Source organism: Acinetobacter sp. AOR18_HL (assembly GCF_027855145.1).
Taxonomy (GTDB): domain Bacteria; phylum Pseudomonadota; class Gammaproteobacteria; order Pseudomonadales; family Moraxellaceae; genus Acinetobacter; species Acinetobacter pittii.
In genome coordinates this window covers 164,718-189,260 of record NZ_JAKTIG010000029.1, presented here as the reverse complement: position 1 = coordinate 189,260, position 24,543 = coordinate 164,718, and the positions used below count along the sequence as shown (strand labels likewise).

At 38.9% G+C, this 24,543-nt stretch carries 28 protein-coding genes and 1 tRNA gene; 8 read left to right on the top strand and 21 right to left on the bottom strand.

Going from position 1 to position 24,543, the window contains the following annotated elements; all coding sequences use genetic code 11:
• From MKL51_RS08040 to MKL51_RS08030, 3 genes are all read right to left on the bottom strand, one after another.
• The coding region (locus tag MKL51_RS08040) for an IS30-like element ISAba125 family transposase (RefSeq protein WP_079396101.1) at positions 1–938 on the bottom strand (938 nt) is incomplete at its 3' end.
• A gap of 59 nt (positions 939–997) precedes the next feature.
• Positions 998–1,429, bottom strand: coding sequence for a hypothetical protein (locus MKL51_RS08035; protein ID WP_032007006.1), 432 nt, complete (start codon positions 1,427–1,429; stop codon positions 998–1,000).
• A 41-nt stretch (positions 1,430–1,470) separates the two neighbouring features.
• On the bottom strand, positions 1,471–1,617 hold the full coding sequence (locus tag MKL51_RS08030; RefSeq protein WP_080973532.1) for a hypothetical protein: 147 nt from the start codon (positions 1,615–1,617) through the stop codon (positions 1,471–1,473).
• Positions 1,618–1,663: 46 nt separating this feature from the next.
• Here MKL51_RS08030 and MKL51_RS08025 point away from each other — a divergent pair.
• Positions 1,664–1,739, top strand: a tRNA-Asn gene (locus MKL51_RS08025).
• Between the two features lie 168 nt (positions 1,740–1,907).
• Here MKL51_RS08025 and MKL51_RS08020 read toward each other — a convergent pair.
• The 13 genes from MKL51_RS08020 to MKL51_RS07960 all read right to left on the bottom strand — a co-directional run bounded on the left by MKL51_RS08020 (position 1,908) and on the right by MKL51_RS07960 (position 12,798).
• On the bottom strand, positions 1,908–2,666 hold the full coding sequence (locus MKL51_RS08020) for an SDR family oxidoreductase (protein WP_032007005.1): 759 nt from the start codon (positions 2,664–2,666) through the stop codon (positions 1,908–1,910).
• Between the two features lie 274 nt (positions 2,667–2,940).
• A complete protein-coding gene (locus tag MKL51_RS08015; RefSeq protein WP_002118428.1) occupies positions 2,941–3,585 on the bottom strand; it encodes a tRNA-(ms[2]io[6]A)-hydroxylase in 645 nt (214 codons plus the stop codon).
• A gap of 6 nt (positions 3,586–3,591) precedes the next feature.
• Positions 3,592–4,317, bottom strand: a complete 726-nt coding sequence (pdxJ, locus tag MKL51_RS08010) for a pyridoxine 5'-phosphate synthase (RefSeq protein WP_002118629.1) — start codon at positions 4,315–4,317, stop codon at positions 3,592–3,594.
• Between the two features lie 13 nt (positions 4,318–4,330).
• The gene (recO, locus tag MKL51_RS08005) at positions 4,331–5,044 is read right to left on the bottom strand and encodes a DNA repair protein RecO (RefSeq protein ID WP_016140294.1); all 714 of its coding nucleotides are present in this window, start codon (positions 5,042–5,044) and stop codon (positions 4,331–4,333) included.
• 9 nt (positions 5,045–5,053) lie between these two features.
• Complete coding sequence (locus MKL51_RS08000; protein WP_005067833.1) at positions 5,054–5,257, bottom strand: NF038104 family lipoprotein; 204 nt, start codon at positions 5,255–5,257, stop codon at positions 5,054–5,056.
• A gap of 17 nt (positions 5,258–5,274) precedes the next feature.
• Positions 5,275–6,297, bottom strand: a complete 1,023-nt coding sequence (era, locus tag MKL51_RS07995; protein ID WP_079381034.1) for a GTPase Era — start codon at positions 6,295–6,297, stop codon at positions 5,275–5,277.
• Between the two features lie 11 nt (positions 6,298–6,308).
• Entirely contained in the window at positions 6,309–7,001 is a 693-nt protein-coding gene (rnc, locus tag MKL51_RS07990) for a ribonuclease III (RefSeq protein WP_005067830.1), read from the bottom strand.
• A complete protein-coding gene (locus tag MKL51_RS07985; RefSeq protein ID WP_032007002.1) occupies positions 6,973–7,347 on the bottom strand; it encodes a DUF4845 domain-containing protein in 375 nt (124 codons plus the stop codon). The genes rnc and MKL51_RS07985 overlap by 29 nt, the downstream gene beginning before the upstream one ends.
• 24 nt (positions 7,348–7,371) lie before the next feature.
• A complete protein-coding gene (lepB, locus tag MKL51_RS07980; RefSeq protein WP_005067825.1) occupies positions 7,372–8,199 on the bottom strand; it encodes a signal peptidase I in 828 nt (275 codons plus the stop codon).
• A 76-nt stretch (positions 8,200–8,275) separates the two neighbouring features.
• Positions 8,276–10,093, bottom strand: a complete 1,818-nt coding sequence (gene lepA / locus MKL51_RS07975) for a translation elongation factor 4 (protein WP_002118606.1) — start codon at positions 10,091–10,093, stop codon at positions 8,276–8,278.
• A 183-nt stretch (positions 10,094–10,276) separates the two neighbouring features.
• Positions 10,277–10,825 (bottom strand): GNAT family N-acetyltransferase, encoded by a 549-nt coding sequence (locus MKL51_RS07970; protein ID WP_032007001.1) that lies wholly within the window; start codon positions 10,823–10,825, stop codon positions 10,277–10,279.
• Positions 10,826–10,846: 21 nt separating this feature from the next.
• On the bottom strand, positions 10,847–11,299 hold the full coding sequence (locus tag MKL51_RS07965) for an acyl-CoA thioesterase (protein ID WP_032007000.1): 453 nt from the start codon (positions 11,297–11,299) through the stop codon (positions 10,847–10,849).
• A 122-nt stretch (positions 11,300–11,421) separates the two neighbouring features.
• A complete protein-coding gene (locus tag MKL51_RS07960) occupies positions 11,422–12,798 on the bottom strand; it encodes a Do family serine endopeptidase (RefSeq protein ID WP_005067820.1) in 1,377 nt (458 codons plus the stop codon).
• A gap of 230 nt (positions 12,799–13,028) precedes the next feature.
• On the opposite strand from MKL51_RS07960, the gene nadB reads away from it, so the two are divergent.
• Positions 13,029–14,672, top strand: a complete 1,644-nt coding sequence (gene nadB, locus MKL51_RS07955) for an L-aspartate oxidase (RefSeq protein WP_000367525.1) — start codon at positions 13,029–13,031, stop codon at positions 14,670–14,672.
• 62 nt (positions 14,673–14,734) lie between these two features.
• Here nadB and MKL51_RS07950 read toward each other — a convergent pair whose 3' ends face one another.
• The 4 genes from MKL51_RS07950 to pabC form a co-directional block, all read right to left on the bottom strand.
• The gene (locus MKL51_RS07950) at positions 14,735–15,151 is read right to left on the bottom strand and encodes a PaaI family thioesterase (RefSeq protein WP_000842533.1); all 417 of its coding nucleotides are present in this window, start codon (positions 15,149–15,151) and stop codon (positions 14,735–14,737) included.
• Between the two features lie 136 nt (positions 15,152–15,287).
• Positions 15,288–15,887, bottom strand: coding sequence for a dTMP kinase (tmk, locus tag MKL51_RS07945; protein ID WP_017399255.1), 600 nt, complete (start codon positions 15,885–15,887; stop codon positions 15,288–15,290).
• A gap of 9 nt (positions 15,888–15,896) precedes the next feature.
• The gene (mltG, locus tag MKL51_RS07940; RefSeq protein WP_262439995.1) at positions 15,897–16,967 is read right to left on the bottom strand and encodes an endolytic transglycosylase MltG; all 1,071 of its coding nucleotides are present in this window, start codon (positions 16,965–16,967) and stop codon (positions 15,897–15,899) included.
• A gap of 1 nt (position 16,968) precedes the next feature.
• Positions 16,969–17,781, bottom strand: coding sequence for an aminodeoxychorismate lyase (gene pabC, locus MKL51_RS07935; RefSeq protein ID WP_002118496.1), 813 nt, complete (start codon positions 17,779–17,781; stop codon positions 16,969–16,971).
• A 263-nt stretch (positions 17,782–18,044) separates the two neighbouring features.
• Here pabC and MKL51_RS07930 point away from each other — a divergent pair, with 263 nt between their 5' ends.
• The 6 genes from MKL51_RS07930 to MKL51_RS07905 all read left to right on the top strand — a co-directional run bounded on the left by MKL51_RS07930 (position 18,045) and on the right by MKL51_RS07905 (position 23,554).
• Positions 18,045–19,052, top strand: a complete 1,008-nt coding sequence (locus tag MKL51_RS07930; RefSeq protein ID WP_001212602.1) for a sulfate ABC transporter substrate-binding protein — start codon at positions 18,045–18,047, stop codon at positions 19,050–19,052.
• 30 nt (positions 19,053–19,082) lie between these two features.
• Positions 19,083–19,691, top strand: a complete 609-nt coding sequence (locus MKL51_RS07925; RefSeq protein WP_002118423.1) for an RBBP9/YdeN family alpha/beta hydrolase — start codon at positions 19,083–19,085, stop codon at positions 19,689–19,691.
• Between the two features lie 80 nt (positions 19,692–19,771).
• The gene (gene cysT / locus MKL51_RS07920; protein ID WP_005073131.1) at positions 19,772–20,605 is read left to right on the top strand and encodes a sulfate ABC transporter permease subunit CysT; all 834 of its coding nucleotides are present in this window, start codon (positions 19,772–19,774) and stop codon (positions 20,603–20,605) included.
• Complete coding sequence (cysW, locus tag MKL51_RS07915) at positions 20,602–21,486, top strand: sulfate ABC transporter permease subunit CysW (protein ID WP_002118746.1); 885 nt, start codon at positions 20,602–20,604, stop codon at positions 21,484–21,486. Before cysT ends, cysW begins: the two co-directional genes overlap by 4 nt.
• Before the next feature lie 11 nt (positions 21,487–21,497).
• Positions 21,498–22,559: a sulfate/molybdate ABC transporter ATP-binding protein gene (locus MKL51_RS07910; RefSeq protein WP_233733012.1), complete on the top strand. Its 1,062-nt coding sequence runs from the start codon at positions 21,498–21,500 to the stop codon at positions 22,557–22,559.
• Between the two features lie 71 nt (positions 22,560–22,630).
• Entirely contained in the window at positions 22,631–23,554 is a 924-nt protein-coding gene (locus tag MKL51_RS07905; RefSeq protein WP_002118601.1) for a CysB family HTH-type transcriptional regulator, read from the top strand.
• Positions 23,555–23,650: 96 nt separating this feature from the next.
• On the opposite strand, the gene carO is transcribed toward MKL51_RS07905, so the two are convergent.
• Complete coding sequence (gene carO / locus MKL51_RS07900; protein WP_014207379.1) at positions 23,651–24,400, bottom strand: ornithine uptake porin CarO type 1; 750 nt, start codon at positions 24,398–24,400, stop codon at positions 23,651–23,653.
• Between the last annotated feature and the right edge of the window lie 143 nt (positions 24,401–24,543).

Genomic DNA, 24,543 nt, shown 5'->3' with positions numbered 1-24,543 from the left:
TTTCTAGGACGAGTATTCAGTGACATGGCAACTTGATTTAAATAATGCTGATCTGCCTGATTTAAATCAATCCCTTTAGGTAAATATTGCCTAATTAAACCATTCATATTTTCGCATGTGCCTTTTTGCCAAGGTGAATGTGGGTCACAGAAATATACATCTATGCCTAAATCTTCTTCGAGTATTTTATGTTCTGACATCTCGCGTCCACGGTCATAGGTCAACGTTTTACGCAGTTCTGCAGGTAAATATTTCAGAGCTTCAGTTAAAGCCTTGCGCACTGATTCTGCCTTTGCATCAGGTAATGTTGCCAAGATACAGAGCCGTGTATTTCGTTCAATAAGTGTTGCTATCGAACTTTTATTGTCTTTACCTTTAATTAAATCAGCTTCCCAATGACCCGGTATTTTTCTTTCTTGAACTTCGGCTGGGCGCTCATGAATAGTTTTAATATCCTGTAATATAGAATCTTTTTTAGGTTCACCGTTAGCTTTTCGCTTTTTATTTTCATGACGCAGACAGGATAATAAGTCTTTTTTCAACTCACCCTTGGGTAATGCTCGTATCGTTGAATAAATCGTTGTATGGCTTACATTCATTGTTTGATCCAAATCAGGAAATGTCTTTAAACGCTTTGCTATTTGCTGAGGAGACCATAAACAACGGATCGCTTCAACAATAAATTTCCAGAGGATTGAATCGATTTTGAGTTTTCTGTGACCACGTCTACGTCTAGCGAAGGTGTTATCAGAAGCATATCGAGCTTGATAAACGTCATTGATGCTATTTCTTTTAAGCTCACGATAGATCGTACTAGGATGTCTTTTAATGAGTTCAGCAAATTTTCTGGCTGAAAAGCCTTCTTTTCTTGACTCAAGCATTAATGCAGTACGATCTTCAAAGTTAAGATGATGGTATGACAATTTTATATACTCCATAAACCCTTTAAATTAATTAGGTGGTTTATGTCGCACTTCAAGTTTTACTCTGCCCAGCCTTAAACCGCTGCCTTTTTTATTGAGTCCTCTTGATTATTTGGTCGTTCACAAGTTTTTGCAATCACATACGGCGCCCAAATATTTTTAAGTTGGAGCTCTATAATTTCTTGATGCTCGTCAGACCAAGCTAAAACTTTATTTTTACCCAACAGTAACTCCCCTTCCAATTGAAAAATATATAAATCTTTAGAAGAGTTTAATGGTTTTGAACTTTTTAAAACTTTAAGTAAATTATGCACATTCCATTTAGCGCTAAACCAAAGTTGCAATAAATCACCTAAATATAAATCCTGCTTTTTGAAAGGGTAAGCATTAATCCATGCACCTTCTACAGGTGTGTAATAAGATTCTGATTGATTTAAGATATTTAGATAATTGTGTTGATAGAAATCAAAATTAGAAAAAATAGAAGCGATCGTAAGCGTTTTCATACTTATCTCCGATTTAGCCATTTTAGTGCTGGCAAGTTGGTTTAAATCCACACTGTTTGGATTTCTCCAAACGCTTGTTCTTTTTTGAATCTATCAATTGATTTTTTAAAGTGCAAGTAATTTCTTAACTCATCACTCAACTGATCAAATAAAAAGCATACGACACAAAAATGAAGTAAACATGACAATTTAGACTTGACCCTTCTCAAAATCTCCTTATAATCGCATGCAGATTCTCCCATAGCTCAGTCGGTAGAGCGACGGACTGTTAATCCGCAGGTCCCTGGTTCGAGCCCAGGTGGGAGAGCCAAATACTAAAAAGCCCGCAGCATTAAAGCGGGCTTTTTTTTGCCATAAATTTATCAATAACTATAAAAAATCCTCTATCAGCAGATAGAGGATTTTATTTTCTCTTAGAGTCTTTATTAGATTTAACGCTCTAACCTAACTCTAAAGAATCTATTTTCTTCTTAAATTATTATTCCACTTCAACCACTTTTAAAGGATTAAAAGATTGAGTGGTCGGCATCATTTCAATACGATTAATATTAATGTGTGGCGGTTGTGAAGCAATCCAAGCTACCGTATTTGCAATATCTTCAGGCAAGAGTGGATTCTTTTTATCATATAGACTATTTACTTTATCCTCATCACCTTTAAAACGCACAAGAGAAAATTCAGTACCTCCACACAACCCTGGTTCAATGTTAGTTACGCGCACACCTGTACCAGCCAAATCAGCACGAAGATTTAGACTAAATTGCTCCACAAATGCTTTGGTTGCCCCATACACGTTACCACCCGGATATGGATATGTACCTGCAATTGAGCCCATATTAATAATCAAACCTGATTTTTTCTTTACCATACTTGGCAAAATTAATCGGGTAATCGTAACAAGCCCCTTAACATTGGTATCAATCATCGTGTACCAATCATCCAATTCTGCTTTATCTGCGGGTTCCAATCCTAATGCCAATCCAGCATTATTCACCAATAAATCAATTTGACCGATTTGAAATTCGGCTGGTAAATCAACCAATACTTTATTTATATTTTCTGCGGTATCTGTCATGTCAAATACTAATGGGTAGAATTTTTCACCAAGTTCTTGTTTTAGTTCTTCTAGTTTTTCTGCTCGTCTTCCGCAACCAATAACGTTATATCCTAACTCAATCAGCTTTTTTGAAATGCTATAACCAAAGCCCGCTGAGGCACCTGTAACTAATCCTAACATTCTTATATCCTTAGAAATGATCAACTATTTCAGTTGAACTCATGATGAACATATCAGCCTTTATATTTACACAATATTTATTATTAGCCTAAAAAAATAAAAGTTTTTTTAAAAATTTTAAGAGAAATTAAAATCTAGAAAAAATATATTTATTAAATAATTATATGCATTAAAAAACTAAAAGCAGAACATGCTTACTGCCGAAGAGATAATGTGCACCTAATAAAAAAGTTTACCGTGAAAGGTAAACTTTTTTTATTTTAGACATCCAAGACTAAGCAGGAATACCACTATGAAAACGGAAAGTATCATCTGGTGTTAAAATCAGATTCTTTTCAACTTCACGGATATGATTTATTCGCTGTTGAATATCCTCTTTAGGATCTTTCATTTTTGCAGTTTTCGCCACATCAAGCGCAAGTGCAAGATAGTCTTCAAAATGACGAGATTCTGACTTAAGCAAGTATCGATAATAACGTCCTAACTCATCATCTACACGCGGTGCAAGTGCATAAAAACGCTCACATGAACGAGCCTCTACGAATGCACCAATCACCAGCACATCAATTAAAGCTTCTGGCTCATACGTACGAATCTCTTTACGCAACCCACCTGCATAACGCCCAGCACTTAAACCAGTCCACTCTTGACCGCGCTTAGCCATAAGCTCAAGTACTTGTTCATAGTGAAGCATTTCTTCTCGTACAAGTTGAGCAAGTTTTACTTGTAAGTCAGGAAAGAAGCTATAGCGGAACATTAAGTTCATTGCTGTACTAGCAGCTTTCTTTTCACAATTAGCATGATCTTGCATCAAGATATCTAAATTATTGATTGCCTCATCCAACCATGCATTTGGTGTTTGACATCCTAAAAAGGCCACCACAGGTTGCATTAATTCATCGTAATTGATACTCGACATAACCAACTATCCTGCTGCCTGAATCGCTGTTTTCATATCTTTAACAGCTTGAACCAGACCTACAAAAACACTTTCAGCAATAATTGAATGACCAATGTTTAATTCATGAATTTGTGGAATAGCTGCAATTGGCGCAATATTTTTAAGGTTAAGGCCATGACCTGCATTTACAACCAAACCTTTTGAAGCTGCATACTCAACACCTTTGATAATGCGCTCTAACTCGGCTTGTTGATCTTGCTCCGTTTCCGCATCCGCATATGCACCCGTGTGCAACTCAATCGTAGGTGCGCCACACGCAACTGCTGCATCAATTTGAGCTAAATCAGCATCAATAAATAATGATACATCACAACCAATAGCCGCTAAAGTTTGAGTTGCTGCTTTAACTTTTTCAAAGTTACCTACTACATCTAAACCGCCTTCAGTTGTTACTTCTTGGCGTCTTTCTGGCACAAAACACACGTGCTGCGGCTGAATTTCTTTCGCAAACTCGACCATTTCATCAGTAACAGCCAACTCTAGATTCATACGTGTTTTTAATAATGGACGCATGCGACGTACATCGTCATCTTGAATATGGCGACGGTCTTCACGCAAATGCAAAGTAATCCCCTCTGCACCCGCTTCTTCACAAATAAGAGCAGCTTCTACAGGGTCTGGATAAGTAGTACCGCGCGCCTGTCTCAAAGTAGCAACATGGTCTATGTTTACACCAAGCAATGCAGCCATAAATAAATCCTAATTACGATTGAGTTTGAGTATTTTGAATCCACAATTGTCGACTTTTTAGGGGACGATCTCCTAAAAGCGATGTAATCATTTGACGGTATAGTTTACCTAATAATTGCAATTGTTCGTGAGAAAAATCCTGGCCTTGCTCATAATCCAGCATAGATAAAATTGCTTTACCTGACAATGAAGAACGACTTGCCTGAACAACAGGCGCAAAACCTTCGGTCACCTGAAATTGATAAAACTGGTGAGCCTGTATTGGCTGTTGTTGAGTATCAATTGAGAAATCAATCGCGTAACCCAGCTCAGGAAGTAAAACATGTTCGAACTGGCGCAAAATCTGTCTCAGAAAAAGATCAGGATTTTCGTGGGAAGATAATTGCTGTAATTGAAGCAAAGTTAACTGATATTGTTCAAAAGTTTGTGGCATTGCCTCTTCTAATGGGCAAAGTCTAAGAACAATTTCATTTAGATAAAAACCAGCAAAAAAAGCATCACCAAAAAAGAAAACAGGCTGATTTAATATTTCCAGCTTAGTAAAATTTTTGAGTTCACTTTTACCTGTGGCTTGCAGTCGAATAGGTTGATATTGAGGGGGCGGAGTCTGTCTTAAAATACCATCGACTCGCCCATATTCCTGAGTAAAAAGATGCACAATATGACTTTTTTCACGGTACTTACGGTGATGAATCATATATCCATGGAGGACTTCATTGCGCATCATAAAAAGAATCTATTCCTCAGATTCTTTTTCTTTTTTATCATCCTCATCATCACCGTCAGGAATAACAGCACCTACAACAGCTGCTGTACCTTTAACTACACCTTTAGTAGTTTTATAGGCGATACCTACTGGTACGGTTACAAGCTTATATACACAACCTTGTAACATCAATGTACATCCAACTATAGCGATTAATGATGTAATTGTTTTCATACCAGCATCCTTATCCTTTAGATATCACTATATCCTAAGCTTTTCAGAGCACGCTCATCATCAGACCAGCCACCCTTCACTTTTACCCAAAGTGTGAGCATAATTTTTTGCTCAAACATTTTTTCCATGTCTTTACGAGCATCCATACCAATCGTTTTAAGCTTGGCACCTTTTTCACCAATCACAATGGCTTTTTGACCAGCGCGGTCTACAAAAATCGTTGCATCGATATAGGTACAAGCCGGCTTTAAACGACCAGTTTTTTCATTAACAGTTGCTTCTTCTGTTTTGAAAGATTCAATTTGTACTGTTAAATCATAAGGAAGCTCTTCACCCAACTGACGCATGATTTTTTCGCGAATAATTTCACTTGCCAAGAAGCGTTCAGAGCGGTCAGTAATCTGATCAAATGAATACAATGGTGGTTGGTAAGGAAGGTATTTCTCAATCGTTTCACTCAAGTGTTCTAAGTTTGCACCACGCAAAGCAGAAACAGGAACAATCTCAGCAAAATTCATAAGTTTGGCACGTTCTTGAATCAGAGGAAGAATCTCTCTTTTATCTTCAAAAGTGTCCGCCTTATTAATGACCAAAATAACCGGCATTTCAGCGTTCTTGAGTTTTTCAAGCACTAAATCGTCGTTTTGAGTCCACTTATAAGCATCGATAACGAATAAAACTAAGTTAACGTCACGTAATGCAGAATGAGCAGCACGGTTCATCATTTTATTAATAGCACGCACTTCTTTTTTATGCATACCTGGGGTATCTACATATACCGCCTGCATCTTTTCGCGCGAATCAATACCAATAATTTTATGACGTGTTGTTTGAGGTTTACGCGAAGTAATAGAGAGCTTTTGACCCAATAAATGGTTCATGAGGGTAGATTTACCCACATTTGGACGTCCCACAATCGCCACAAATCCGCTCTTAAAATCCGAAGGGATTGTTACGCCTTTGGAACTAAAAAATTGATCAATCAGATTATTAGGATCTTGGTTTTCATTTGAATCTGGATTGATTTGATCAGAATGCATCGACATGCAGGTTATTGCTCCAATAACTTTAAAATTTCCGCCGCTGCTGCCTGCTCGGCAAAACGACGACTTGAACCCTCACCATAAATCTTCGGTAAACCATCTACCACACATTCCACTTTAAAGTGCTGATGAGGTGCATCACCCTGAATATCTACAACCTCGTAAACAGGGAGAGGTTTTTTACGTGCTTGTAGATACTCTTGTAAACGTGATTTCGGATCTTTGAGTTGATCTGTAGGTTCTATATGGTCTAAATAGGGTATGTACCATTTTAGCACAATATCTTTAAGTAAGTTGAGATCACCACTATCAAGATAAATTGCACCAATAATCGCTTCTACCGTATCGGCTAATATTGACTCACGATGATGACCACCAGATTTCAACTCGCCTGTACTTAATATTAAACACCGACTAAGTTGCAAATCGGTTGCAATCTTACCTAACGCTTCTTGGCGAACTAAGGTCGCACGCATACGCGTGAGACGACCTTCATTTTCATTTGGATAAGCATGATATAGATAATTGGCGATTATCATGCCTAATAATGAATCACCGAGAAACTCTAAGCGCTCGTAATTGTATTTGTGACTCACCGAACGATGAGTCAAAGCTAACTGTAACAATTCAAGCTGCTTAAATTGATATCCGATTCGACTCAGTAAGCGAGGATCACTTAGTTTGAACTGATGTTTTATCAAAACTCTTCTCAAATGTTAAAACTAAATCAATATTGAATAAGAAAGGTTTTCTTACTTCATATTTCTTTTTGACCGTTAGACCTGACTGATTAAACACTTGAGCGATCTCTTTAAAGTGGAGATCACGAATATTGTTCATTTCGAGTCGCTGATCCATTTGTGCTATAAACTTTTGTGGTGTGATCTCAGAAGAGCTTTCTTTTAAAAGCTCTTCTATCTGATTATTAATCAGCCGATCATCCCAATATGCTGGCCAAACTGCAAGTACAGCTTTTACTGCAACTGCAAATATAACCACCCCAAATAAAATTGCTAAATACGAAGTACCCTGTTGTGCCTTACGCATTTCTTTTTTTCCTAATGGTTGTTTTTAATCTATTTTTCCATTTCGGCTAAAGTTAGGAAGGTGTAAACCCGGTTCTTTATGCATCCACACGTAGAATGCTCGTCCTGTTAAGTTTTCTTCAGGAACGAACCCCCAGAAACGACTGTCTGCACTTTGATCGCGGTTATCCCCCATTGCAAAGTAATGTCCTTTTGGTACAGTCACTTCCCAATATAAACCGTCTTGGTTCGCATATTTACCATTTTCAACATAGTTGATAAACGGTGCTTGGCGCGCCACATTTACGCCTTCAAGCTCACGCATCGTAAAGGTATGCTCACCAATCGTCTCTTTATGATAAATAGACGTTGGCGTATCCATCACATCTTTTTCACGACTGAACTGTGTTAATACTTTCGGTACTTTTTGCCCATTAATAATTAATTGCCCATGGTCATAAACAATATGATCGCCAGGTAAACCGATTACACGTTTAATATAGCTAATAGTCGGTTGAGGTGGATAACGGAATACAATTACATCACCACGCTTCGGCTCACCTACATCAATAATTTTTTTATTAACGATAGGTAAACGTACACCATAATCAAATTTATTCACCAGAATAAAATCACCAGTTTCTAGAGTTGGCACCATAGAATCCGACGGAATATTAAACGGTTCATAAAGAAATGAACGAAGTACAAGTACTACAGCTAAAACTGGCCAAAAGTCATAGGCCCATGTAATGACAAAATTTTCGTTCCCGCGTCCTTTATTTGCACGCTGTTTTAATACAAGTTTATCTAACAACCACACTGCAAATAGAATCAGCGTAACTGGAACAAGAATTAAATTAAAATCAAAATCCACATGACCTCACTCGCAGCCTCGCTGCTTGTATTACAGTGGGGGAAAGGAAATTATTCATTTTCCCCACCCTCATTTCTTATCTTTCTACTTTCAATACAGCCAAGAACGCTTCTTGTGGAATTTCAACGCTTCCCACTTGTTTCATACGTTTCTTACCTTCTTTTTGTTTAGAAAGTAGTTTTTTCTTACGCGAAACGTCACCACCATAACATTTTGCCAATACGTTTTTACGCATCGCTTTTACGGTAGAACGGGCAATAATTTGCGCACCGATTGCTGCCTGAATAGCAACATCGAACATTTGGCGAGGAATTAAGTCTTTCATTTTCTCAACCAATGCAATACCACGATGGCGTGCATCATTACGGTGACAAATCATAGCCAAGGCATCAACCTTTTCGCTATTAATTAACACATCAACCTTAACTAAAGCTGAACTTTCAAAACGTACAAAGTTATAGTCTAGCGATGCAAAGCCACGAGAGCATGACTTTAATCTGTCAAAGAAATCCATAACAACTTCAGCCATCGGGATTTCAAATGTAATAGAAACTTGGTTACCCAAGAATTTCATATCTTTTTGTACACCACGACGTTCGATACAGAGCGTCATTACGTTCCCTAAATACTCTTGAGGAACAAGGATATGACATTCAGCAATTGGTTCACGCAAATCTTCTACAGTCGATCCATCCGGCATTTTTGATGGACTATCGATGTAAATCGTTTCGCCTTTCTTGGTTAATGCTTCATAAATTACGGTAGGTGCAGAACTGATGAGATCAAGATCGTATTCACGCTCTAAACGCTCTTGTACAATTTCCATGTGCAGCATACCTAAGAAGCCACAACGGAAACCAAAGCCTAAAGCATCTGAACTTTCTGGTTCAAAGAATAAAGCCGAGTCGTTAATCTGCAATTTTTGTAGCGCTTCACGGAACGGTTCAAAGTCACTCGCATCAATAGGGAAAAGACCAGCATATACTTGCGGTTTAACCTTTTTGAAACCAGGTAAAGTTGCAACGTCTGGTGTAGAAGCAAGAGTAATTGTGTCACCTACTGGTGCACCAAAAATATCTTTAATACCCGCAATAACAAAACCTACTTCACCAGCTTCAAGAATATCTGTTTCAGTATGCTTAGGATTAAATACACCTACAGAAGTGACCGGATGAGTTTGTCCTGTCGATTTAACCAACATTTTGTCGCCCTTGCGGATACGACCTTGTTTAATACGAACAAGAGAAACTACGCCTAAGTAGTTATCAAACCATGAGTCGATAATTAATGCTTGTAATGGTGCTTCACGATCACCTTCTGGCGCCGGAATAACATCGACTAAACGCTCGAGTACACCTTCAACACCTAAACCAGTTTTTGCTGAACAGGTTGGTGCATCTGTCGCTTCAATCCCGATAATTTCTTCAATTTCATGAATTACACGTTCAGGTTCAGCCTGTGGTAAATCAATTTTATTTAGAATAGGAAGAACTTCTAGACCTTGTTCAATTGCTGTATAACAGTTTGCAACTGATTGAGCTTCAACGCCTTGTGCTGCATCTACAACCAGTAACGCACCTTCACACGCAGCTAATGAACGAGAAACTTCATAGGAGAAGTCAACGTGCCCAGGCGTATCAATAAAGTTCAGTTGATATTCCTGACCATTTGGATGGGTGTAATACAGCGTGACAGAAGCGGCTTTAATGGTAATCCCACGTTCACGCTCAAGCTCCATTGAGTCTAAGACTTGAGCTTGCATTTCACGATCTTGTAGACCACCACACATCTGAATAAAACGGTCAGCCAATGTAGACTTACCATGGTCAATGTGGGCAATAATCGAGAAATTTCGTATATTTTTGATATCGACGGATTTTTTAGCTTGCGCCATGGGTTACCTTGAGAAAATATAGAGTGCTATGTAGCTTGTTTTAATACACAGCCAAAGCGGTTAAATAAATTGCGTGAGATTATAACAGATTGCCGATATGAAAAAGATATAAATTCTTTCTTTTAAAAAAGCTTTTTAAACTTCTCAACATAAAAAACTATTTCTCTTTGAAGAGTACTTAAATCAGAACAGTTTTAGCTCGTACTTAAGTAGACTTGCAGATAAATTATTGCCTGTCTCATTAGCTATATGCCCAATCAATTCAAATCCGAGTTTCTGCACAACTTGTTGAGATCGAATGTTCTGTTCAAATATTTCAGCCCAAACATATTTTATTTGTTTTTGGAATAATCTCTCTTGTTTCAAATACTGGATGAGCCCTACTAGAGCCTCTTGCATATATCCCTCACCCCATGCATTAGGATGAAGTTCATAACCAATGACAACCGCAAAATCATCATCACTCTGTTTGATAGTATTTACACCACATGTTCCCAACATAGTTCCATCTTTTTTTAGACGAATAGCATGCCTAAAACCTAGCTGTTGATTGCATTTTTTATGCATTTTTTCAATTAAAGCCCCAGCTTCTTCTAATGAAGTAAAGGCTTTTAAATCATAAAATTCGAGTACGCTTGAATTTGAAAATAAGTCAAAGACAAAATTTTTATCAGCTTCTGTAAGATCACTTAAGATTAATCGATCGGTTTCTATGGAAAATAAATTCTTCAAATTCCAGCCTCTCTTTTTTACTTACTTATCATACGAAACGGTAAAATCGTAAGGGTTTATGCTTGAGTCAAGCGGCTTATATGCATGGGTAAAAGTTGGCGACATTCGTTTTGGACGTCCTGTAGCAATTTCAATACATGCCCATTTGGTATTTCCGACAAATAATACGGTCTGATCTGATGGACGAAAAAACACATACTGGCGGAATGAATAAAGTGCATTAATGTCATCTAACCATGTACGTAACACAATTTGTTCGCCTTCAAATGCAGCTTTACGATATTGCACATGATGCTCAACCGCGACCATGGCGTGTTTTAACTCAAGATATTTAGTTACCCCTACTCCCAAAGTTTCAACATGAGCAGCAGCTACATCCTGCATCCATTGAACATACATTACGTTATTTACATGCCCTAATGCATCAATGTGATGTGGCTGCACCTGAATATGTAAATCAAAAATACTACTCACAAATGAACACTCTTATTTATTAACCTTAAAACTGAAATAAGTGTAGGTAGATATCGCTAAACGCTCAAGATAAATAACAAAAACCACCCATTTTCAGGGTGGTTTATTGATTGGATTGGGGATTATTGAATACGTAAACCAAGCATTGCGCGCTGTCCCTGACGAATAATAGCAACACGTGCTACGGTATTTTTCGGCAAGTTAGAAACAACTTTTGCAAAATCCTGACTATTTAAAATTTGGTTATTATTGACTTGAGTAATCACATCGCCCGGAATGATATTCGACAATGATGCTAAACCACCACGGCGAACATCTTGTACATAAATACCACCTTTTACGCTCAATGCATTTTTTTCCGGTTCAGCTAGATCACGAATACTCATGCCTAAAACTGGCCCTTTAGATGCAGCACCTTGTGCACCAGTAGCAGGTGTTTCATCTGGTGCAGTCGTTAAAGTCGCTGAAATATTGCGTGTTTTATCATCACGTAACACTTCAAACTGAACAGTTTGATTTGGCTGTACTTTGTTTAATGCGTAAAGTAAATCACTCGTACGAAGTACAGGCGCACCATTTAATTTTAAAATCACGTCGCCCGCTCTTAGCCCTGCTTTTTGTGCAGGTGAGTTCGGAGAAATTTGAGTAATTAAAGCACCTTCAGGTTTTGGTAATTTGTACGCATCAGCAAGGTTTCGGTCAATATCTTGCATCATCACCCCTAGGTAAGAGCGTGTTACTTTACCTTTTGTTTTGAGCTGGTCTGCAACATCCATTGCTACATCAATCGGAATAGAGAAAGACAAGCCCATATAGCCGCCAGTACCACTAAATATTCGAGAGTTTACCCCGACCACTTCACCATTTTGGTTAAACAATGGACCACCAGAGTTACCCGGGTTTAAAGCCACATCTGTTTGAATAAACGGCACCGAAGTTTCACCGCTCATGTTTCGTGATTTTGCACTGACAATACCGGCCGAAGCTGAGTAATCAAAGCCAAACGGCGAACCAATTGCTAAAACAGGTTCGCCGACACGTAAACGGTCAACATTTCCTACTCGTAAAGCTGGATAGTTAGTTCCATTGACCTTTAACAATGCAACATCGGTGCGCTCATCACTACCCACCACGGTTGCATCAATTTCACGTCGGTCATTTAAAGTAATGCTGATACGCGAGGCATTTTCAATCACATGGTGGTTAGTAAGTAGGTAACCATCTTTACTAATGAAGAATGCACTTCCATAAGCTGTCTTTTCTTGTGGACCTTGTTGCTGTGGAATGATGACCTGATTGCCAAAGAAACGTTTTAAAATTTCAGGAACTTGCTGCTGCAACAGTTCATCCTGAGTCATTTTTTTTACGACATTTACACTCACGACTGCTGGACTAACTTGTTCAACAAGATTTGAAAAATCAACAGCAGCATTTGCTTGAACAGCAGCAACTGTAAATACCGCTGCATACATTCCTTGTTGTAAATAGCGAGATTTCATTCGGTGCTCACCCACAATTGGTCTACGAGAATAAGGATAAAACTGTTGTATCACAACGCTTTGAGGTTGTGCGTAACAATATGTTTATTTGTAATACGTCATCACAAGGATTATTTTACGCATTGCAACTTTTTAAGCCAATTGCAATTTTTCTCTGAGTTAGAGCGCTTAAGCTCTTGCCTTTTTAGGTAAAAAGGGGTGTCATTAGCGGACGTTTTAAATTGATGCGAATGGACATGCCTAATTTACAGACAATTCACCACTTTGACGTGATTATTGTGGGCAGCGGCGGCGCTGGTTTAAGTCTGGCTTTATCGTTACCAAATCATTTTAATATTGCAGTTTTAGCCAAAGCTGCTCTAACCGAAGCAAGTACCTTTTATGCTCAAGGTGGCGTTGCTGCTGTTCTTGATGAGACTGACTCTATTCAACAGCATATTAATGACACTATGATTGCAGGCGCTCATTTATGTGAAATGGACGCGGTACAACATACCGTAGAAGGCGGCCGCCCTTCTGTTGATTTTCTTTTAAAACAAGGCGTGCAATTTACCTTAGATGAAGATGAGCAACTTCACTTAACTCGCGAAGGTGGTCACTCGCAACGTCGCATTATCCATTCTGCTGATGCAACAGGCAAAGCCATTTCAACCACTTTAGTTGAGCGTGCCAAAGAACGTAAAAATATTACTATTTTTGAAAACTATATTGCGATTGATTTAATCACCTCACATAAATTAGGCCATACCGACCAAGCGAATCGCGCTATTGGTTTATATGCATTAGATGAAAATACTGAAAAGGTTCATACTTTCCTTGCACCATTCACCGCGCTAGCTTGCGGCGGTGCGATGAAAGCTTATCTGTACACATCTAATCCAGATATTGCCACAGGTGATGGTATTGCTATGGCTTATCGTGCAGGTTGCCGCGTAGCCAATATGGAATTTAATCAGTTCCATCCAACGTGTCTCTATCACCCTCAAGCCCGCTCTTTCTTAATTACTGAAGCTATGCGTGGTGAAGGGGCTTATTTGCGCCTACCTGATGGCGAACGGTTTATGTTGCGTTTTGACGATCGTGCAGAATTAGCTCCTCGTGATATTGTGGCACGTACCATTGACCATGAAATCAAGCGTCTCGGTATTCGCCATGTCTGGTTAGATATTACCCATAAATCACCTGAGTTTATTAAAGAGCACTTCCCTACACTTTATGCACGATTGCTTGAGTTAGGCATAGATATTACCAAAGACATGATTCCTGTAGTTCCAGCAGCTCACTATACATGTGGGGGTGTTGTGGTTGACTCAAATAGCCAGACGGATATTGAAGGTCTCTATGCGATTGGTGAAACGTCTTATACAGGCTTACATGGTGCAAACCGTATGGCAAGTAACTCATTACTTGAGTGCTTCGTTTATGGCATGAGTGCAGCAAAAGATATCGAAAATAAATTTGATGAAAACTTCAAATTACCAGAAGTACCAACTTGGGATGACTCACAAGTAACCAATCCTGATGAAGATGTGGTGATTTTACAAAACTGGGATGAGTTACGTTCGACCATGTGGAACTACGTTGGTATTGTCAGAACCACAAAACGTTTAGAACGTGCTTTACACCGTATTGAAATGTTAAAGCGTGAAATCACTGAATATTATCAAGACTACCGTGTTAGCAAAAACCTGATTGAGCTGCGTAACCTTGTTTTAGTATCGGAAATGATTGTTCGCTGTGCTATGCAACGTAAAGAATCACGTGGTTTACATTACACACTCGATTATCCGGAAACTTCCAGCGAGATTCGTAAAACTGTTTTGACTCCTCCAAATTTTGCAGTAGAACAGCCATTGGTAAATACCGACATTTAAGCTGTTCTTCTACTCTACAAAAAAGCACAGCTCTGGCTGTGCTTTTTTATTTGCTTTGATATTTATGCTCTAGGTGGGATTGAATAAGTCGCGGTCACATGCGCAACGGGTTCATCCAAACCGACTGAATAAATCCAGACCTCACCCACCACCAAACTCTTTCCTACTTTCATGAGTTTACATTCACTACGTAAGTCTTGATCACCCGCAGGTTTTCTTAAAAAATTAATATTAAAGTTGGTGGTTACGGCTAAACCAACAATACCGATCTCACCTAATATGGCAATATATAAGGCAAAATCAGCTAATGTCATCATGGTTGGACCAGATATGGTGCCACCAGGGCGTTGATGCCTTTGATCGACATGATAATAAACAACTGCAGCTTTGGGGGTGACTGACTCAATCGTGCAATGTTCAAGACTTGGTGGAAATTCCTTTTCAAGAAATGCCACGATTTCTTCTTTTGAGCTTTTCATCCTTGTTATTCTTCAATCTATAAATCATATGTAAGATAGCATAAGAAAATAGCAGATATTTTCTATGACGATTTAAATCAGAATTAACGTCATTTTTCACCACTCCCAAAAATATGAGAGTGGCTAATCCGATGGCCTATGCTAAATATTGCAGAGCTTGCTCAAACACCTGATCTGGACTTTGTGTAGCATCTATTCGCTTAATACGTTCTGGTTCAGCTTTCCATAAGGTTTCATAGCCTTCACGAACCTTAGTAAAGAAGCTTAACTTTTCTTGTTCAAAACGGTCTAAAGCTCCACGTTCACGTGCACGGTTCATACCAAGTTCAATCGGTGCGTCTAGCCAGAAAGTCACCTCCGGCATGCGTGAAACGAAGTTCTGATTTAAAAGTTGTAATTTATCTTGGCTTAAACCACGACCAGAACATTGATAAGCAAAACTCGCATCGGTAAAGCGATCACTTAATACAATTTTGTTAGCTTCTAAAGCAGGCAAAATAACTTGTTGTAAGTGTTGGGCGCGTGCCGCATAAATAAGCAATAGCTCAGTATCATGACTCATATTTTCATCATGATTCACCGCCAAAAGCATAGAACGAATTTGCTCAGCTAACGGTGTGCCGCCCGGCTCTCGAGTTAAAACAACTTGTTTGTCTTGCTCTTCAAAATGCTGATGAATTTTTCGAATGAGTGTAGTTTTACCTACCCCTTCCGTGCCTTCAAAGCTGATAAACATCTCTTTTCCTTATTTCTTCGATCTCAACACGGATAAATAATCCTGCACAGCTTGATTATGTGCTTGCAAGCTTGCCGTAAATTTATGTCCACCATTACCAGTCGCAACAAAATAGATGTTATTTGAATCATCTGGATGTAATGCTGCTTCAATTGCCTTTTGGCTTGGCAAAGCAATTGGAGTTGGCGGTAAACCATTAATGGTATAAGTATTATATGGTGTTGGAGTACGCAGGTCTTCTCGGGTAATGTTGCCTTTATAGTTATTACCCATTCCGTAAATAACAGTTGGATCTGTTTGTAAACGCATACCAAGTTTTAAACGGCGGACAAAAACTCCAGAAACTTGTGTAAGTTCACTGTCTAAACTTGTTTCTTTCTCAACAATAGAAGCCATAATTAATGCTTCATATTTATCTTTATAAGGTAAATTCGGAGCGCGATTTGCCCAAGCTGTATCTAAAGCTTTTATTTGGCGATGATATAAATCGGTAAGAATTTTCTTGTCAGTCTCGCCTTTGGCAAAGAAATAAGTATTCGGCGCAAACAAGCCCTCTGGATGATCGTAAGGAATCCCAAGCGCTTTCATAAGCTGATCGTTAGGTAAATCCAAGATTGTATTTTTTACATTTTTATCATTTTTTAATGCAGTAATAAGCTGCTTAAAAGTTGTACCTTCAATTACCAAAACGCGGTTCATCTGAGCATTATCAGCGTCAGATAACATCTCTAATACTTGTCTTACACTCATCCCTTGTTCAATTTCATACACACCAGCTTTCATGCTGTCATGAATCATAAACTTTTGATAAAGTTTCAATATAATAGGAAAGCTAATTTTGCCTTCTTTGGCCAAACGATCAATAAAACCAGAATAAGTTTCTCCAGATGTAATAGATAACATCTGTTTTTTGCCTTCGATAGGATAAGCCTTAAACAAACTTGACCATAAAATGGCAAACGTAAAGATTAAAACAATAAAAAGGCCAATTAGAACCAATCGCTTAGAAAATTTTGGAGCTTGTTTTTTGTTATTTTTCTTGGCGTTTTTTGCTTTCGCATTCACAGGTGGCTTCGGCATATTAATGAATCTGATTTAAGTTAAGGATATGAAATAAATCTATGCATGCCTGTGTATCTAGCGTTTTTTCGCCTAAATGAGTGACCACTCGCATAGGGTTTAAAGCATTACAAAAGAATAGACTTTGTATTTCAGATACTTCATCTAATTCAATCACACGTACTTCACAGGCAATACCATGGTGCTGCATACGCGCCAGAATTTCTGCCCGCATTACACCGTGGACGCCATTATAGCGAAGTTCAGGAGTAATCCATCTATCATTTAAACGAATAAAACAATTACTACTGACCCCTTCAACAATATAACCTTGTACATCAGTAACTAATGCTTCAGCCCACCCGAGTTGATCTGCTTCTTTTTTTAGCAATACTTGTTCAAGACGGTTTAAAGATTTAAGCCCGACCAAGCTCGGCATGGTTAAACCTAGGGCCTGATTTAAAACACCGCACTGGATAGAGTCAGGCACAAACGGCTCTAAAGCTTTTGGATAAAACCAGATATAAATATCAGCTTCATGTTTCGGCAAACTATAACCGCGGTCGCCTTCCCCACGACTAATCACAATTTTTAAAGTGCCGTTGAGTACAAGGTTCTGCTTTTGCAGCTGCTGTAAACTCAGTTCGATTAATTCAAAATTTACAGTTAAAGACAGTTTTTGACATGCAAGTTTTAGACGTTGCCAGTGCCTTTCTTTAAGCTCAATCTGATTTTGAAAGACACGAATTGTGGTAAAGCATCCATCTCCATAATGAAAGGCTCTATCTAATAAAGGAATAGTCTCAACGGGTTGCCCATTTTTAAAACACCACATGTTTGCTCCATCCTTTGCTAAAAGCCGCACACCAATACAACACCTTTCATTTAAATAATAAATGATTGATTTTAAAAAATTATACCGATTTCGTATCTGCTTTTGAAACTTGTTATATATCAAGATTTAAGAATAGTTTATCTCTTTTTATTATTTCTATTTTTTTCATATTAAATTCGTTTTTTATTATTTTTTTAGAATAAAGACTAGCGCTATTCTGCGTTCATGTTTTGAACATTTCATATTTTTTGAGGACTTATCTCATGCGTTTTTCTCAATTAAAAGTCGGGGTTATCGCTGCACTTCTTTCTGTTTCGTCATTTGCAGCCCAAGAATTTTTAAACGTTTCTTACGATCCTACTCGTGAGCTATATACAGATTTCAACAAACAGTTCGGTACTTACTGGAAACAACGTACTGGTCAAGATATTGAGTTTAAGCAATCACACGGCGGTTCTGGTAAACAAGCTCGTGCGGTTATCGATGGTTTAAATGCAGATGTAGTGACATTAGCACTTGCCGCAGATATTGATGAAATTGCTGAAAAAGCAAAATTACTTCCAACTAACTGGCAGAAAAAACTGCCGCAAAACTCAACGCCATATACATCAACAATTGTGTTTTTAGTACGTAAAGGCAATCCAAAACAAATCAAAGACTGGGCTGATTTAATCAAACCAGGCGTAGAAATCATTACACCAAACCCGAAAACCTCTGGTGGTGCTCGTTGGAACTATCTTGCAGCTTGGGCTTGGGCAAAACATCAACCGGGTGGCAATGATGCAAAAGCACAAGAGTACGTTCGTCAAATTTATAAACACACTAAAGTTCTAGATTCGGGTGCACGCGGTGCAACGACTACTTTTGCTGAGCGCGGTATTGGTGATGTATTACTGGCTTGGGAAAATGAAGCTCATTTAGCTATTCGTGAACAGCCGGGCAAATTTGAAATTATTACTCCGTCTCTTTCGATCTTAGCTGAGCCTCCAGTTGCAATTGTGGAGAAGAATGCAGCTAAAAAAGGCAACTTAACTATTGCTAAAGGTTATCTCAACTATTTGTACTCACCTGCTGGTCAAGAAATTGCAGCACGTAACTTCTACCGTCCTCGTAACGCAGCTGTTCTTAAAAAATACAGCAATGTATTTAAACCATTGAAGCTTGTAACAATCGATAAAGAGTTTGGTGGTTGGACAAAAGTACAAAAACAACACTTTGATAATGGTGGTGTTTTCGATCAAATCGTGAAAATCAATAGTGCAGAGAAGTAATTCTTTGCACTAAAGGTAAGGAGAACAGACATGATTCACACTGTAATTGTTCCGGGTGTAGGTGGCAGTGAACATCAGCATTGGCAATCTTGGTTGCAGCGTCAACTCGTGTCTAGTTCTCGTGTTGAGCAAAAAAACTGGGATAGACCTGTATTAAGCGAATGGGTTGAGCAATTCGTTAAAACAGTTCAAGCAGCTCAAGCTCCTGTTCAAATTGTTGCACATAGTTTTGGATGCTTAACAAGTGTAGCTGCTTTAGCTGAGCATCCAGAGTTAAAAAGCCAAGTTAAGAAACTAATTTTAGTCGCTCCAGCGAATCCAGCACGCTTTGGGGAAGCAGGGTTTGCTCGCCATAGCTTGACCGACTACAAAGATTATTTTCATCAATTAAAAATTGATGTGCCTGCAACGCTACTCATTAGTGAAAATGATCCATGGCTTGGCTTTTTTGATGCTTTACAACTTGCAAAATCATGGAAGTTAAATCCCGTTAATCTTGGTGAAGTGGGCCACATTAACGTTGCCTCAGGTTTTGGACCATTTCCGGATTTGCTGAACTATTTGATTCCAGAAGATTCGATGTGTAGTCACTCATCTATCGACCCGGTAAAAACACATTTCTCTTTGAAATTTGCTTAATACCAATCTTTATACCGCACTGTTTATCTTTATTTATTCGCTTACTGGTTTCAGCAGGCTTTTCTCTTTGAGGAAATATCATGTCGCAGCGATCCCGAGTGCTGCCTGGGTTTGGTCTATCTTTGGGCTTCACCCTCGCCTATGTGTCTTTTATTGTGCTTATTCCATTAGCCGCAGTCTTTATCAAATCATTTGGAATCGGATGGGACGGATTATGGGAAATTTTAACGTCTGAGCGTATTTTGAAATCGCTTCAACTCAGCTTTAGTTCAGCTTTAATCGCAGCATTTATTAATGTTGTGTTTGGTCTGCTTTTGGCTTGGTGTCTTGTCCGCTATAACTTTCCAGGAAAGCGTCTAGTTGATGCATTGGTCGATTTACCTTTTGCTCTTCCGACCGCAGTTGCAGGTATTGCACTGACTTCACTCTATGCACCTACTGGTTGGTTAGGTCAATATCTGGAACCACTTGGTATTCAGGTTGCCTATACACCTATCGGGATTACGTTGGCATTGGTATTTATTGGTATTCCTTTTATTGTTCGGACCGTTCAACCGGTACTCAGCGATATTGAAACCGAACTTGAGGAAGCAGCTTCAGCACTTGGTGCAAATCGTTGGCAGACCATTACTAAAATTATTTTACCCATCTTACTACCTGCCCTATTTACAGGCTTTGCTTTAGCATTTGCTCGCGGCGTGGGTGAGTATGGCTCTGTTATTTTTATTGCAGGTAACCAGCCGTTTAAAACAGAAATCGCACCGCTGATGATTATTTCTCGTCTTGAAGAATATGATTATGCAGGTGCAACGACCATTGCAGCGGTCATGTTAGTTCTCTCTTTTATCATTCTATTTGTCATTAACTTACTTCAAGCATGGGCAAACCGTCGTACAGGGAGAAACATCACATGAATTTACATACCGACAGCAATGCACTTGCCTTGAAGTTACAGTCTCGTGATGCAACACGTGAGCCGACTTGGGTACGTTATACCCTCATTACAATCGCACTGATTTTTTTTCTCAGTTGCCTCATGTTGCCCCTCATTCTGGTTTTCGTAGAAGCATTTAAACAAGGCCTTGAAGTCTATGTTCAGGCTTTGATTGATCCAGATACGTTATCAGCAGTGAAATTAACATTACTCACCGCAGCAATTGCAGTTCCAATTAATGTGATATTTGGTGTTGCTGCAGCATGGGCTGTCTCTAAGTTCCAGTTTAAAGGCAAGGCTATTTTAACCACTATCATTGATATGCCTTTTTCGGTTTCCCCCGTTATTGCAGGTTTAATGATTGTTCTAATTTTTGGTGCGCAAGGTTGGTTCGGCGGCTGGTTAATGGATCATGACATCAAGATTTTATATGCCGTACCTGGAATTGTTTTAGCAACCATTTTTATTACAGTTCCTTTTGTGGCGCGTGAGTTAATTCCACTCATGGAAGCTCAGGGAACAGAGGAAGAAGAAGCAGCAATTGTACTCGGTGCTTCAGGTTGGCAAACTTTTTGGAAGGTCACCCTCCCTAACATTAAATGGGGTCTGATTTACGGCGTGATTTTGTGTAATGCCCGTGCAATGGGTGAGTTTGGCGCAGTATCAGTGGTTTCTGGTCATATCCGTGGTGAAACCAATACTCTGCCACTGCATGTTGAAATTTTATATAACGAGTACACCTTTAGCGCAGCCTTTGCCGTGTCCTCACTGCTTGCCTTCTTAGCTCTTTTAACACTGATTTTAAAAACTTGGTTAGAGCTACATCAAGATAAACCAGAACCGCATTCAACTGATTCGTAAGGAATGAAATCATGAGTATTCAAGTTAAAAATATTGAAAAACACTTTGGTGCATTCCATGCGCTTAAGAATATTTCCCTAGACTTTCCGGAAGGTGAACTGGTTGCGTTACTTGGCCCATCTGGATGCGGTAAAACAACGCTACTCCGTATTATTGCAGGTCTAGAATCAGCCGATGGCGGTCAAGTGTTACTTGAAGGTGAAGATGCGACCAATGTACATGTACGTGAGCGTCAGGTTGGCTTTGTATTTCAGCACTATGCTTTATTCCGTCACATGACCGTATTTGACAATATTGCTTTTGGTTTACGTGTTCGCCCTCGTGCAACACGCCCTTCGGAAACTGAAATTAAAAAACGTGTTACTCGTTTACTTGATCTAGTTCAACTGGGCTTTTTAGCAGACCGCTACCCTGCCCAGCTTTCTGGCGGACAACGTCAACGTATTGCTTTGGCCCGTGCTTTGGCAGTAGAACCTCGTGTGTTATTACTCGATGAACCATTTGGTGCTCTGGATGCCAAAGTACGCAAAGAATTACGCCGCTGGTTACGCAACTTACATGATGAATTGCATATCACTTCAATTTTCGTGACTCACGATCAAGAAGAAGCACTTGAGGTTGCAGACCAGATTATTGTCATGAATAAAGGTAATGTTGAGCAAATCGGTTCACCTCGTGAAGTTTATGAAAAACCTGCAACGCCATTTGTGTTTGATTTCTTGGGTCAGGCAAATCGATTTGAAGGTGAACATACGGAAGGTATCATCCGTATCGGTAATGACCGTATTCAATTACCAACAGCAGTTGAGGCGCCTCAAGGAAAAGTGATTGCTTTTGCCCGTCCAGATGAGTTACATATTCACTCGCAACCGCAAGCGAATACCATTGAAGCGACTTTTGTACGTGAAATCTGGATTGCTGGAAAAGTAGTGGCCGAATTACAAGACCGTAATGGACGTTTAATTGAAATTGCTCTGAGCAGTGAAGCTGCAAAATTACATGCATTTAAACCTAATCAAACTGTTTGGGTGAGCGCATCTCAATTGCACTTATTTGCAGACCAAGTTGCTTAAGAAATATATTTGGTGAGGAAATATCTTGCGGATCTTTAGACGCTCCTCACCTCTTTTGAGGAAAAGTGTAAATGAACTTTCAACAATTAAGAATTATCCGAGAAACAGTACGCCAAAACTTTAACTTGACGGAAGCATCGGCTGCACTCTACACATCTCAATCGGGTGTAAGTAAACACATCAAAGATTTAGAAGATGAATTAGGTGTTCAACTTTTCGTTCGTAAAGGTAAACGCCTTTTAGGTTTAACTGAACCAGGACAGTCACTTCTTAGCATTGTTGAACGCATGTTGGTGGATGCTGAAAATATTAAACGACTTGCTGAAGATTTTAATAAGGTTGATGAAGGAACATTAACGATCGCAACTACGCATACTCAAGCGCGTTATGTATTGCCTCCAATCGTTAATCAATTTAAGAAATTATTTCCAAAAGTTCATTTGATTTTACAACAAGCTAGCCCTGTGGAAATTTCAGAAATGCTTTTACAAGGTGAAGCGGATATTGGAATTGCAACCGAGTCTTTAACGACTGAAGAAAATCTGGCTAGCATTCCTTACTATCAATGGCAGCACAGTATTATTACCCCGCAAAATCATCCTTTAGTGCAGGCGGATAAGATCACTCTAGAACTTTTAGCAGAATATCCACTTATTACTTATCATGGTGGTTTTACAGGTCGATCTAAAATCGATAAAGCCTTTGAAGAAGCTCACCTAGATGCAGATATCGTAATGTCAGCTCTTGATGCCGATGTTATCAAAACCTATGTAGAACTTGGCATGGGTGTCGGGATTGTCAATGACGTAGCTTATGATACAGAACGTGATTATCGTTTAAAGCAAACCAAAACTGATATTTTTGGTGTTAATACGACATGGATTGCGGTTCGCAAAGGCCATCTATTACGCGGTTATGGTTACGAATTTATTTCTTTATGCTCACCTGATGCGGATATTAAAGCGCTTAAGAAAATTGCTTACCCAGACGAATAAAAATTAAAAATAAATAAAAGAGCTTTTTAGCTCTTTTATTTATTTTATTAAAAGTACAAAAAAAACGAGCCGTAGCTCGTTTTTTCTTTTGTGATCTTACCAGTAGAAGTTCACACCAACCTTACCAACTGGTAACCATTTGTATTTATCGTCATTACGAATTTCATTTTCTTCCTTATCTACTGCATCTTGAGCAGACGTTGGGTTACCATTCACAGGAGCAAGATTATATTGAGTTAACTGAACTTTTGGATTACCTGTATAGTAAGCACCTACCTCACCAAATACACCCCAATTTTTATTAAATTTCGGTGCAAAACCAAAACCTACATAAGGGGCGATATTATTTTCATAATTCATCTTACCTCTTACACCACCTTCTTGGCCAGCAACTGCTTGTTGATAGTTTTTACCATCAATTGATAATGTTTCGCCATTACCAATACGTTTAGCTAAGTCATAATCATTATCTAAATAAGCAGCACCCGCAGCTACATATAAGCCTTGAGCCCATGGATTAGAACTAGCGCCCCAAGGACGTATTTCAGCATTTAGATAAATATTATTGTTATCCATATCTAGGTCATATTTAGTACCATTTACAGAGACGTCATCTGTCCACGAAATGTCACCACCGTTATAACCCAGAGCCAAACCTACATATGGGTTGGCTTGCCATAATAAAGCACCACCGTAACCAGTTGTACCTACCTCAGCACGCACCCCTACAGGAAGTAATTGTTTTTGGTCAAATGCATAGCTGTCATGAACAACAGCTTCATCTGCCATTGCAGCACCAGCAGCGAATAAAGCTGTTGTTGTGACTAACACACGTAATGCTTTCATAGTTTTCTCCTCAAAAAGGCTCTGTTTTTAATTTATTCATCTTGTGACTGAAATCATAATAATGACAGCTTAGATTCTTTTTTATACAAAAAATGCTAGATTTCTGTTATTTTTTGATACAAATTGAGTTAAATTTTTATTTT